Source organism: Acinetobacter gyllenbergii CIP 110306 = MTCC 11365, from assembly GCF_000413855.1.
Lineage (GTDB): Bacteria > Pseudomonadota > Gammaproteobacteria > Pseudomonadales > Moraxellaceae > Acinetobacter > Acinetobacter gyllenbergii.
Genome location: NZ_ATGG01000028.1, coordinates 145862 through 157752, shown reverse-complemented (window position 1 = coordinate 157752; position 11891 = coordinate 145862). Strand labels below are relative to the sequence as shown.

13 protein-coding genes are annotated in these 11891 nt (G+C 43.8%); 2 read left to right on the top strand and 11 right to left on the bottom strand.

Annotated elements, in window-relative coordinates; genetic code table 11:
* A partial coding sequence (locus F957_RS21690; RefSeq protein WP_016660545.1) for a hypothetical protein occupies positions 1-658 on the top strand: 658 nt, incomplete at its 5' end.
* Positions 659-883: 225 nt separating this feature from the next.
* On the opposite strand, the gene F957_RS03525 is transcribed toward F957_RS21690, so the two are convergent.
* The 11 genes from F957_RS03525 to ubiG all read right to left on the bottom strand — a co-directional run bounded on the left by F957_RS03525 (position 884) and on the right by ubiG (position 11086).
* On the bottom strand, positions 884-1495 hold the full coding sequence (locus tag F957_RS03525; RefSeq protein ID WP_004907340.1) for a TetR/AcrR family transcriptional regulator: 612 nt from the start codon (positions 1493-1495) through the stop codon (positions 884-886).
* A gap of 232 nt (positions 1496-1727) precedes the next feature.
* Positions 1728-2528 carry an ABC transporter ATP-binding protein gene (locus tag F957_RS03530; protein WP_016542477.1) on the bottom strand — a complete coding sequence of 267 codons (801 nt, stop codon included), beginning with the start codon at positions 2526-2528 and terminating at the stop codon, positions 1728-1730.
* 13 nt (positions 2529-2541) lie between these two features.
* Positions 2542-3345, bottom strand: coding sequence for an aliphatic sulfonate ABC transporter permease SsuC (gene ssuC / locus F957_RS03535; protein ID WP_016542478.1), 804 nt, complete (start codon positions 3343-3345; stop codon positions 2542-2544).
* Positions 3342-4517 carry an FMNH2-dependent alkanesulfonate monooxygenase gene (gene ssuD, locus F957_RS03540; protein WP_016542479.1) on the bottom strand — a complete coding sequence of 392 codons (1176 nt, stop codon included), beginning with the start codon at positions 4515-4517 and terminating at the stop codon, positions 3342-3344. The genes ssuC and ssuD overlap by 4 nt, the downstream gene beginning before the upstream one ends.
* Positions 4518-4549: 32 nt before the next feature.
* Entirely contained in the window at positions 4550-5539 is a 990-nt protein-coding gene (locus F957_RS03545; protein WP_016542480.1) for an aliphatic sulfonate ABC transporter substrate-binding protein, read from the bottom strand.
* Between the two features lie 13 nt (positions 5540-5552).
* Positions 5553-6545, bottom strand: a complete 993-nt coding sequence (locus tag F957_RS03550) for a sulfonate ABC transporter substrate-binding protein (RefSeq protein WP_016542481.1) — start codon at positions 6543-6545, stop codon at positions 5553-5555.
* 313 nt (positions 6546-6858) lie between these two features.
* Positions 6859-8214, bottom strand: a complete 1356-nt coding sequence (gene argA, locus F957_RS03555) for an amino-acid N-acetyltransferase (RefSeq protein ID WP_016660543.1) — start codon at positions 8212-8214, stop codon at positions 6859-6861.
* 111 nt (positions 8215-8325) lie between these two features.
* Positions 8326-8709, bottom strand: a complete 384-nt coding sequence (locus tag F957_RS03560) for an RcnB family protein (RefSeq protein WP_016542483.1) — start codon at positions 8707-8709, stop codon at positions 8326-8328.
* A gap of 181 nt (positions 8710-8890) precedes the next feature.
* Entirely contained in the window at positions 8891-9637 is a 747-nt protein-coding gene (locus tag F957_RS03565; RefSeq protein WP_016542484.1) for a YciK family oxidoreductase, read from the bottom strand.
* 37 nt (positions 9638-9674) lie between these two features.
* Positions 9675-10373, bottom strand: coding sequence for an HAD family hydrolase (locus F957_RS03570; protein WP_016542485.1), 699 nt, complete (start codon positions 10371-10373; stop codon positions 9675-9677).
* A complete protein-coding gene (gene ubiG, locus F957_RS03575; protein WP_016542486.1) occupies positions 10370-11086 on the bottom strand; it encodes a bifunctional 2-polyprenyl-6-hydroxyphenol methylase/3-demethylubiquinol 3-O-methyltransferase UbiG in 717 nt (238 codons plus the stop codon). The genes F957_RS03570 and ubiG overlap by 4 nt, the downstream gene beginning before the upstream one ends.
* 178 nt (positions 11087-11264) lie before the next feature.
* On the opposite strand from ubiG, the gene F957_RS03580 reads away from it, so the two are divergent.
* Positions 11265-11885, top strand: a complete 621-nt coding sequence (locus tag F957_RS03580; RefSeq protein ID WP_016542487.1) for a thiol:disulfide interchange protein DsbA/DsbL — start codon at positions 11265-11267, stop codon at positions 11883-11885.
* Positions 11886-11891 lie beyond the last annotated feature (6 nt).

Genomic DNA, 11891 nt, shown 5'->3' with positions numbered 1-11891 from the left:
ACAGCAACCATTTGCCGTTCCTGCACAGCAATCATTTGTCGTTCCTGTACAGCAACCATTTGCCGTTCCTGCACAGCAACCATTTGCCGTTCCTGTACAGCAACCATTTGCCGTTCCTGCACAGCAACCATTTGCCGTTCCTGTACAGCAACCATTTGCCGTTCCTGTACAGCAACCATTTGTCGTTCCTGTACAGCAACCATTTGTCGTTCCTCAGCATTATTCTCATGTATGGCAAAGTAAACCACTGACAGAGAGAGATTTAAATGTCCCAACAGGACCTAATACGAATGTCACTGGATCCATGTTATGGAAAAAGGGATTAAGTAATTTAGACCAATTACATGATTTTTATTCAAAAATTTTTAATGGACTAGCATGGCATTCAGATAATAATCCAAGTAAAAGTCACTTATTAAGAGCTAATACCCAATTTGAGATTTATATTCGTGGAGTATTTCAGGGATCTTTTAACTTAACTTTAACTCATAATACATTAACAAATACAAGAAGTTATGAACAAGGAAATAGTATGACCAGTATTTCTTGGGGAGATGCAAAAAGTATCATCGCAAATCCTGCTTACTTAAATCTTTACATGCATTTATATAAATCTGTGAATCCGAGTGATCCATTCATTTTAACTATAGAAAATTAACATAATACCCCACTATACGAAATTCTTGATATTTTTTATTTAATATCAATATTTTAGTGGATTTTGTGTTCTGCGCACTGAAACAGTTTTTCTGTGATTTTTCATGTTCCATTATTTTGTTTAGGTCAACTTAATAACATTCTCATGCACTGAATAAAAAAAGCGACTCATAAAGTCGCTTTTTTTATGTATTTCAATCACTAAAATAAGGCTTGTGAAGAAAATTTAACGAGGTAACACGCCGTATAACATCATATGCACGGTATGCTCAACCGTGCGTTGAAACATGCTACGGTTACGCAAAGTTTTACCCGTGACCATTTCCATTTGCGTCGAAAAATCAGCATAGTTTTGGGTGATTGCCCAGATATTGAGAATCAACAATTCAGGATCAATCTCTGCCGACAATTTACCTTGTTCTTGCCAAGTTTGAATCACCTTGGTTTTACGCTTAAACAGTTTTTTTAACGGCCCTTTTAAGATCGGTAAAATATGCGGGGCACCTTGAATAATCTCAAGCGCAAATAAACGTGAGGCTTTAGGCTGATCACGTGAGCTTTCAATTTTTTGAATTAAATAGTGAGTGAGGGCTTCAGTAGGCTCAAGCTCAGACTCCAGGGTTTGCAAGGGTGCAAGCCACTTTTGTAATACCGTGGTGAGCACTTCGACATATAGCGACTCTTTATTTTCATAGTAATAGAAAATATTCGATTTATGCATATTTGCCAGTTGCGCAATCTCATCCAGACTGGCACCACTAAACCCATAGACGGAAAAAACATCCAGGGCAGCATTCAGCAGTTGATTGCGCTTTTGTGTACTTTTTTTCTGTTCCATCTGCGAGCTTAATTCAAAAAATGTCATTGACATTGTAAGATAAATTGTCGGATTTGTGCACAATAACCCAGATTTTTTATCGAAAAAATTGCCGACTTTATCGCGATGCTAACGATGTATTTGATAATTATTGAAATCTAAAAAAGCGCATACATATTTTGTAAAAAATTCATTTGAGATTGAAGCGGCATATGCTAAATATCGCCCCAGAAAAGTGCAAAAAAGCACGGTTTTAGGTGGCTAAAACCGCATCAAGGACTTGTTGTTCAAGTTGTGCGAAAGCAATACTTTTTTTCCGTGGACGAGGTAAATTAACCTCAAAACTTTGTGCGATATGCCCTTGATCCAGCAAAATAATTCGATCTGCTAACTGTACTGCTTCACTGACATCATGGGTGACCAGAATCGCGGTAAAACCTTGTTCTTTCCAGAGACGTTCAATCAGATTCTGCATTTCTAGACGAGTCAATGCATCGAGTGCACCGAGTGGTTCATCCAACAGTAAAATTCGTGGCGAATGTGATAATGCGCGTGCAAGTGCCGCACGTTGTCGCTGTCCACCTGAAAGCTGGGCAGGCCATTGGCTGGCTTTGTCTTTTAAACCCACTTTTTCCAATAATGTGGCTGCAAGTTGATGTTGATCTTTCGCTAAGCCGAGCTGCGCATTTTGCAAAATGCTTTTCCACGGCAATAATCGCGGGTCTTGGAACATGACCCGAATATCAGCGCTGGTAATGCCTTCGCGGAAATTGCGAGCGGACTGGAATTTGATTTCACCGTAACTGGCTTTTTCCAATTGGGCAATCAAACGCAGTAGGGTACTTTTACCGCAACCACTGCGTCCGACGATGGCAACGAACTCACCAGCTTCAATCTTGAGATCTAAATCTTCAAGGACTTTAACCTCACCATAGAATTTATACAGTTGCTCAATCAGAATATCAGCACCATTGGCAGGTGCGGTGGTAGTTTCTGGCTCGGCAATCGGCTGAATGAGATTGTTATCGTAAAAATTTAAATTAAGATTACTCATCTTTTCATTCCTTTTATTTTTGATAGCCTGCATGCCAACGCAATAAATAGCGCTCCAAGACTTGAGCCAATACATCAGCTAATTTTCCAAGCAGGGCATAGAGTAAAATACCGACCAAGACGATATCGGTTTGTAAAAATTCGCGTGCATTCATGGTCATATAGCCAATTCCTGCTTGAGCAGAAATGGTTTCTGCCACAATTAACAGGACCCAAACCAGACCGAGGGAAAAGCGTAGTCCAACTAAAATCGAGGGCATCGCACCCGGTAAAATAATGTCTCGGTAGAGCTGCCAACGATTGAGACCGTAACTTTTGCCCATTTCGATCAGTTGTGGGTCGACCGAGCGGATACCGTGATAAGTGTTGATGTACATTGGAAAAAACACACCGACAGCAACCAAGAACAGCTTGGCAGTTTCATCAATGCCAAACCATAAAATCACCAGTGGAATCAGTGCCAGTGCAGGGATGTTACGAATCATTTGCAAGGTGGTATCGAGCAAGGTTGAAGCCACACGCGATGAACCATTGAGTAGTCCTAAAGCCAGACCCAGCCCACCACCAATCAATAAACCGAGTAAGGCACGACCCGCACTGACTTTAACATGCTGCCAAAGTTCACCACTGAGCAGTAAGTGCCAGAAGGCACTTACGACAGCCGTCGGAGCAGGTAAGACTCGACTTTGCAACACACCAGAGCTAGAAGCCGCTTGCCAAATCAGGATCAGTAAAATCGGAAACAACCAGGGCAGTAAACCTTTGCCTATTTTTTGTGTTCCACGTGAAACATCCTTCAAAAAAGGTTTCGCACTCATGCGTCCTCCTTGATCAAGGTTTTTGCTTCCTTGGTCTCAGGGACATAGTTATTAGCAATGATTTCTCCGAAAGGCCCAGTTAAATGCGGTTGTGCCAGTTTTTCACAGGTTTTGAGTGGTAGTAATGGGAATACCAATTCTGCAAAACGGATCGATTCTTCTAAATGTGGGTAACCTGAAAAAATAAAGGTATCAATCCCCAAGTCGGCATATTCTTGAATACGTGCGGCAACGGTTTCAGGATCACCCACTAGAGCGGTCCCTGCACCACCACGGACTAAGCCGATACCCGCCCATAGATTTGGCGACACTTCCAATTGATCTTTACGTCCACCGTGTAGTGCAGCCATACGTTGCTGACCGACTGAGTCCATTTGTGCAAATTTTTTCTGTGCTGCGGCAATGGTCGCATCATCCAGATATTGGATCAGTTCATCGGCAGCGGCCCATGCTTGTTCATTGGTCTCGCGTACAATCACATGCAAGCGAATGCCATAAGTGAGTGTACGGCCTTTGGCTGCTGCTTTAGTACGTAAATACTCAATCTTTTCTTTCACTGCCGCAGGGGGTTCGCCCCAGGTCAGATAGGTGTCAACTTGCTCCGCTGCCAACTCAGTTGCCGCCTCTGAAGAACCACCAAACCAAAGCGGTGGATAAGGCTGTTGGACAGGTGGGTAGAGTAATTTGGCATCATCCACACTCAGGCGCTCACCATGAAAAGTAAAAGACTCACCCGTATGTGAACGGGTCAAGATTTCACGCCAGATTTTGACATATTCGGATGCGGTCTGATAACGGGTGCTGTGATCTTCATATAGACCATCACCTTTCAACTCTTGCTCATCGCCACCTGTGACCAGATTCAATAAAATACGGCCATTGGAGAGGCGGTCAAAGGTCGCTGCCATGCGTGCCGCAAGCGCAGGTGTGGTAATGCCTGGACGCAGCGCCACCAAAAATTTAAGTTGCTTGGTGGCATCAATTAAACTGGCTGCGGTAATCCATGGATCTTCACAAGAACGGCCAGTCGGAATCAATACCCCTGCATAACCGAGATTATCTACGGCAACGGCAATCTGTTTCATATAAGCATGATCGACCTGACGAGCACCCTTGCTGGTGCCTAAATAACGACTGTCACCATGAGTGGGAATAAACCAGAAAATATTCATGTCGATGTTCCTTATGAAAATGAAATGTATGTTTATTGGGTAGACCAGACACTGTGCTGAATATCGATCTTCACAGGAATCAGTTGCTCTTGTTTAAATAAATCGGCGATTTGCTGCTGGCTCTTGATCACTTCACTATTGAGCGCATAGACAGGTGATGGTTTTGGTCGTTTGTTAAGGACTTGTTGAGCGACAGGCGTACTGAGTCCAGTACTTTGTGCATAAATCTGTAAGGCTTGATCTTGATGTTGCACAATCCATTGATCGGCACTGTTCACGCTATGAATGAATTTCTGTGCTGAATCGGGATGCTTTTGAATGAAGTCTGGATTGCCGATATAAAAGGAATAGGTGGTTGGAAAGGCTGAGCCATCGACCAAGGTTTTGGTGTGGCCTTGTAACTCCGCAGTTCCAAGATAGGGTTCCCAAATTGCCCAAGCATCTACGGCCTGTTTATCAAAGGCTGCACGTGCATCGGCAGGCGGTAACCAGATGGGTTGAATGTCTTGCCAAGATAACCCTGCTTTTTGCAAAGTTTTGGCGAGTAGTTCATGTGCACTTGACCCTTTTTGTACGGCGACACGCTTGCCTTTTAAATCTTGCAGGGTATTGATCTTATCGTTGGCATGGACCAGCACAGCTTGGCCTGTCGGTGCAACCACCTCATAAGCCACGTAGCTTAGCGGCTTTGCTGCGGCTTGCGCAAAGATCGGTGGCGTATTGCCGACATAACCAAAGTCGACTGCACCAACAGCAAGTGCTTCTAACATTTGCGGGCCAGCGGGAAACTCACGCCATTCAATTTTTGCATTCGGGAAGGCTTGCTCAAACAGTTGTTGTTGTCTGGCTACCAATAAATTGAGCGATGATTTCTGGAAGCCAATCGACAGGGTTTTGACCGCCGTGTTTTCATTGCTTGAAGCTGTTTTTTCAGTATTTTGGGGATCGCTTTTTTGGCAACCGCTGAGTGAAAATGTAGAAATCAGCACGCCGAGAACAGAAACCTTCAATAATAACCTCATCATCATCCCCTTATTATTTAAGCTCGTTCTTTAAAACGGCATCTTGAATCAGCAATTGCTTCGGAATCAGTTTTTGTGCAAAGAAGGCATCGGCCACATATTGTTGTTCTTTGGCGACTTTGTCGGAGATCGGTTGAACCCCGAAGCCCATGCGCGAAATTGAGCTTTTTAAAACATCAAACTCGAGCCCTGTTGGTTTTTCCAGTAATTTAGCTGCATCATCTGGATGGGTTTGCACCCAATCTGTGGTCTGGTTCAGTGTACTGACCAGCGTTTTAAGTGCTTCAGGATGGCTTTCGGCAAATTGACGGTCTGCCAAATAAAACTGGTGATTGCTGACCAAATGCTCGCCTGTAGCGATCACTCGCGCATGAATTTGATGTTCTGCTGCGGCAAAGAATGGATCCCAGATCACCCAAGCATCGACTGCACCTTTTTCAAATGCCGCACGGGCATCGGAGGGTGGCAGGTAAACAGGTTGAATATCTTTTAAGCTGAGATTGTTTGCTTCTAATAGTTTGAGTAACAGGTAATGAACATTTGAGCCTTTATTCAGCGCAACTCGTTTACCTTTCAGATCTTGGATCGATTGAATCGGCGAGTCTTTTTGTACAATCAGGGCTTCGGCCTTAGGTGCAGGCGGTTGGTTGGCCATATAGACCAGATTGGGATTGGCTGCTTGAGCAAAGATCGGTGGTGCTTCACCTGCTTCACCAAAGACCACACTACCGACATTTAGTCCTTCTAACAGCTGTGGCCCCGCAGGGAATTCCACCCATTTCACCGTGACACCTTGAGCAGCAAGATTTTTTTCTAATTCACCTTTTGCTTTGAGAATCGGCAAGATGCCATACTTTTGAAAGCCGATATTTAATGTTGTGGTTTCTTGTTTTGTGGTCTCTTGCTGCTCAGGTTTTTTTGCACAACCTGCAACACCCATCAGGCTGGCAAGACTTGCTGCGATGATGCTATATGTTGCCCATGAACGATGGATTGAAATGGTCATGTTGGTTGTGCTCCCCGAAAAATCAAAAGATTTAAATAAGATGAGCAACTAAGCTAAAACTTTTTTTATTGCATAAAAAATAAATAATCGGGCTTTGCTTATGATGAAAAGTGCAAAATAGAAGATTGCATAATCTTATCGATAAATGGAATAAGTGTTAAAAAATAAATTTTATTAAATTATTGTTTTTAATATAATTTTTATTATTTTACTGAGTGGTGAATTTATTCTTCATTCAGACTTAAGCAAAGATAATGATGATGAAGAGAGATCTTTATCAAAAATAAACATATCTCTTCATCATGTGAGGGGCTTAGCGCAGTCTCTTTTTAAACACTAACGAATTGCGTTGATAGTTATATAGGGCCTGACGTGCATTGGGTAAATCATCCACGCTGGCAGGGACAAAGCCCTGTTCAAGGAACCAGTGAGCCGTTCGAGTAGTCAGTACAAACAGTTGCTGAATCCCTTGTTGTTTGGCTTTACTTTCCAGAAATTGCAAAATCTGGCTACCACGATTAGATTTACGGTAGCTTGAATCGACTGCAACACAGGCGATTTCCGCAGAACGAATTTCATCTGATCCTGCCGGAATCGGGTACAGCGCAGCACAGGCCAAGATCATGCCATCTCGTTCAATCACTGCAAACTGTTCAATCTCACTTTCAAGACGTTCACGTGAGCGATACACCAGAATGCCTTCTTGCTCTAATGGGCGGAGTAGATTGATTAAACCACCGACATCCTGAATATTGGCAATCCGTACTTCTTCATAGTGCGCATCGGTGATCAATGTCCCGACACCATCTCGGGTAAATAATTCTTCAATCAACGCGCCATCATAGGCATAAGAAATCAAATGCACACGATGTACACCAGATAAGGACGCTTGTTGTGCTTGCTTTAGGTGTAATGCAAATTCTGGATATTGCTGCTGATTTTGTTGAATATAGGGTTCAAGCTGACGCGGGCTCAATTCACGTAATAACTGTTGTTGCTCATTCATCAGTCCTTGTTTTTCACCCAAGAAAATCAATTTATCGGCTTTGAGTGCCGTCGCGGTTTTAGTGGCGACTTCTTCTGCCAGTAAATTAAACACTTCACCCGTGCTGGAATAGCCAGTTGGACCAAGCAGAACAATATTATGATTGTCTAAATGGCGCTGAATCGCATCGGTATCAACTGAACGGACTTCTCCAGTGAGCTGGAAATCAATGCCGTCTCGAATTCCATAGGGTTTGGCCGTGACAAAATTGCCAGAGACCACATCAATGCGAGCGCCATACATCGGCGAGTTGGCCAATCCCATGGAAAGCAGGGCTTCAATTTCGAGGCGAATTGAGCCAACCGCATTCATCACTCCACGTAAGGATTCTCGTGTCGTCACACGACGATTTTGATGAAAAGGGGTTTCAATAGCACGATCAAGAAGATTTTGATTGATCTGTGGACGTGCGCCATAGACCAAGATAAGACGAATGCCCAAAGAGTGCAGCAGGGCAATATCATGGATAATATGTTGGAAATTTTCGTGCTGAACCGCTTCGCCGGCAAACATCAATACAAAGGTTTTATCGCGATGCGCGTTGATATAAGGGGCGGAATGGCGGAACCAATGCACATAATCTTGGGGGGTACTATGTGAATTTTCAGTCATTTGGTTCGCCATGTCGATCTCAGATATGCAGCACTAGATCTGATTTTAACGAAAAAAATCAAAAGATAAATCTATTCCTAAAGCGAGCATTCAACTTTATTGAATCGAGTGACTCAAAGGGGCTTAGAAACCCATGATTCGAATAATGCTATTATCATCGGAATTGACTAAAATATAGTCATTATTAATCTTGTACCATTGTTCGTTACGACCCGGGCGCGGTAGATTACTGTCTTTGTAGTCGACTTTATAACCGTTACCACGATAATGCTGAGGCATCACATAGCCTTCCTGCCAACGATGTTGTTTTAAACGCTCGACCCCGCGCTCTTCACGCATGCGACGTTCACGTTGACGATTTTCACCATCTGGACGATCAAAGCCACGACCATTTTGCCAACCGCCACCACGCGAATCATCATCACGATCATGCGGACCTGCAAAAGCCCCCAGACTACTGAACAGGGTTGTCGAACCTAAAACCAAGATAATGAAAAATTTTTTCATGATGCACCTTATGGACTTCGGATGTCTCTCATGTGAACTACTGTACGTTAAAAATGCAGAGAAACTGTGAAGATCGATTCATTATTGCTTTAAAACAATGAAGATTTTTCACCCATTTCTCTGAAAAAAGCAGTTTTAACGTCAGTGTCCAATGTTATTTAGAATTATTGTTAGGATGAAATTAAGCTTGAGCGTCAATACTTTGGCCATTCATATCTAAACTGTCATCGCCCATGAGGTACAGATAGGCGGGCATAATGCTATCTGGAGTCGGGAGCACTTTTGGATCTTCCTCTGGATAAGCTTTGGCACGCATCGCTGTACGGGTTCCACCTGGATTGATGCAGTTAAAACGAATGTTCGGATAGGTGTTTTCTGCGGCAAAGATTTTGCTCATGGCTTCGGTGGCCACTTTAGAGACTGAATAAGCACCCCACAAGGCACGTGCTTCACGACCAACACTTGAACTGGTAAATACCACCGAAGCATGTTCAGATTTTTCCAGCAAAGGCAACAAAGCCTGAGTCAGGGCAAAAGGGGCGCGTAAATTCACAGCCAATACATCATCCCAAACATCGACAGGATAATCAGCCAGTTCAACCCGATCACCAAGCATCCCTGCATTATGCAAGATACCATCCAGACGACCGAATTGCTGCTCTAGCGTGCTCACCAACAGCTCATAATCATGGGTTGATGCGGTTGAAAGCTGTAAGGGTAAAATCGCAGGCTGTGGCGCACCTAAGCCCTCAATTTCATCATAGATCACTTCAAGTTTATTTAACGTGCGACCGTGCAAGACCACCGTTGCGCCGTGTAGGGCATAACTCATCGCCGCAGCGCGACCAATCCCATCACCAGCACCAGTGATCAGGATAATACGATCTTTCAGTAAATCTGGACGAGGTTGATATTCTGAATATTTCATTGTTATGCCTCCTGTTCTTATCTGCAAAAATTTAAATTTAACCCATCATACCCTGATTTTCTGACAACACCGTGATTTTCTGTTTAAGCAGTTGATGCAGTTCAGCAACGGTATGAATAATCGCATCAGCCTGCCAAGCATCAAGATCATCGCGGGATTCTACGGGTAAATAGCCGTAGGCTGCCAAGATGGTATACATGTCTGCATGACGACCGGCATCAATATCGCGTGGATGATCACCGACATAGATAATGTCTTGGGCATCGATCTCCAGCTGTTTGGCAGCCAAATACATTGGCTCAGGATCAGGTTTGGTCTTGCTGACATCTTCTGGGCAGACCAAGACCGCACAACGCTCAGTCAGATCCAGTTTAGCCAATAACGATTCACTTAAACCACGCGGCTTGTTGGTGACAATGCCCCACGGAATTTGATGTGCTTCAAGCTCTTCAAGCAACGGATACATCCCTGAAAACAGGTCGGTATCGACCACAATATTGTCACCATACACATCTAAAAAGCGTTGCCGATGTGCTAAAAATACTGGGTCTGTGACTTCTAATTCAGGATAGACCAATTTCACCATGGCACGTGCGCCTTCTGACACCTGAGTGCGGATGGTATCGGCATCCACCACAGGGCGTTGTTCATCACGACACATTTGCTGGATGATACGAATAAAGTCCGCAGCGGTATCGATCAGCGTGCCATCGAGGTCAAATAAAACCGCTTTCATTCCGCACCTGCATTGGTGGTATGCACCATGTAATTCACATCCACATTCGGCGCTAACCAGTAGTGTTTGGTAATCGGGTTGTAGTGCAAACCAGTCATTTCTTTGAGGCTAAGCCCTGCATTACGAATATCATGCGCCATTTCTGACGGGCGAATGAATTTATGATAGTCATGTGTGCCTTTAGGCAATAAACGCAGTACATATTCCGCGCCAATAATCGCAAATAAATACGATTTAGGGTTACGGTTAATGGTTGAGAAGAACACATGACCACCTGGCTTGACCAGTGTTTGACACGCTTTCACGATTGAGGCTGGATCTGGCACGTGTTCCATCATTTCCATACAGGTCACCACATCGTATTGACCTGCTTGCTCTTGCGCCAGTTGCTCAACGGGGATTTGACGATATTCAATGTTTTGCACATTGTCTTGTTGTGCATGCAAACGTCCCACAGCAAGAGGTGCTTCGCCCATATCGATACCAAGGACATCGGCTCCACGGCGTGCCATGCTTTCAGCCAAGATGCCACCACCACAGCCGACATCAAGTACTTTTTTGCCCGCCAAGCCACCGACACGTTCATCTACCCAGTTTAAACGTAAGGGATTGATTTGATGAAGTGGGCGGAATTCTGAATGTTGATCCCACCATTTGGCAGCCAATGCTTCAAATTTTGCGATTTCTTGCGGGTCAACATTCAATTGCGACATGGTGTCACCTCTATCTTAGGATGATTATTTCGGTTTAATCTGTTGGTAGTGTAGCGATTCTGGTAAAAAAAGCGATAAATCCAATAAAAAACTTCACACAAGCAAAACGAATTGCTCGTGTTTGTTTTATATTTAGCATATAAACTTACGAAAAATGCTTAGAGGAAAAGCAAAGCCAATGAAAAAGTTAGTATTAGGTGGTTTAAGTGCAGTTGCGTTGGCATTCTCAATGAATGCGATGGCAGCAGATTTTGTGGCTGGTAAAGACTATACCGTGATTGCCAATCCAGGCAAAACTTCAGCACCTGCTGGACAACTCGAAGTACGTGAGTTCTTCTGGTATGGCTGCCCGCACTGCTTCAAGCTTGAACCACATATGCAAACATGGTTAAAGCAAATTCCAAAAGACGTTTATTTCTTACGTACGCCTGCGGCGATGAATAAAGTCTGGGAACAAGGGGCACGCGGTTACTACGTTTCGGAAGCACTGGGTGTACGCAAGAAAACCCATATTCCATTGTTCCATGCCATTCATGACGGCAATCAGCAGATTTTTGATCAAGCATCGCAAGCAAAATTCTTTGCACGTTATGGCGTACCTGAGCAGAAATTTAACAGCATGTTTAATTCCTTCCCAATCACGGCAAAAATTGCTGAGTCGAATAAATTGGCGCAGCAGTATCAGTTGACGGGTGTACCAGCAGTTGTGGTGAATGGTAAATATGTGGTGCAGGGTGAAGATGCGAAAGTGACACAGGTTGTTGATTATTTGTTGGAAAAAGAGCGTAAAGCTAAATAATTTACG

Coding starts and splice junctions, on each gene's coding strand:
- F957_RS03545 (WP_016542480.1), bottom strand. CDS start 5,539: ATGAGGTTATTATTGAAGGTTTCTGTTCTCGGCGTGCTGATTTCTACA.
- F957_RS03525 (WP_004907340.1), bottom strand. CDS start 1,495: ATGGAACAGAAAAAAAGTACACAAAAGCGCAATCAACTGCTGAATGCT.
- F957_RS03565 (WP_016542484.1), bottom strand. CDS start 9,637: ATGAAATATTCAGAATATCAACCTCGTCCAGATTTACTGAAAGATCGT.
- F957_RS03550 (WP_016542481.1), bottom strand. CDS start 6,545: ATGACCATTTCAATCCATCGTTCATGGGCAACATATAGCATCATCGCA.
- F957_RS03580 (WP_016542487.1), top strand. CDS start 11,265: ATGAAAAAGTTAGTATTAGGTGGTTTAAGTGCAGTTGCGTTGGCATTC.
- ssuD (WP_016542479.1), bottom strand. CDS start 4,517: ATGAATATTTTCTGGTTTATTCCCACTCATGGTGACAGTCGTTATTTA.
- ubiG (WP_016542486.1), bottom strand. CDS start 11,086: ATGTCGCAATTGAATGTTGACCCGCAAGAAATCGCAAAATTTGAAGCA.
- F957_RS03530 (WP_016542477.1), bottom strand. CDS start 2,528: ATGAGTAATCTTAATTTAAATTTTTACGATAACAATCTCATTCAGCCG.
- argA (WP_016660543.1), bottom strand. CDS start 8,214: ATGGCGAACCAAATGACTGAAAATTCACATAGTACCCCCCAAGATTAT.
- F957_RS03570 (WP_016542485.1), bottom strand. CDS start 10,373: ATGAAAGCGGTTTTATTTGACCTCGATGGCACGCTGATCGATACCGCT.
- F957_RS03560 (WP_016542483.1), bottom strand. CDS start 8,709: ATGAAAAAATTTTTCATTATCTTGGTTTTAGGTTCGACAACCCTGTTC.
- ssuC (WP_016542478.1), bottom strand. CDS start 3,345: ATGAGTGCGAAACCTTTTTTGAAGGATGTTTCACGTGGAACACAAAAA.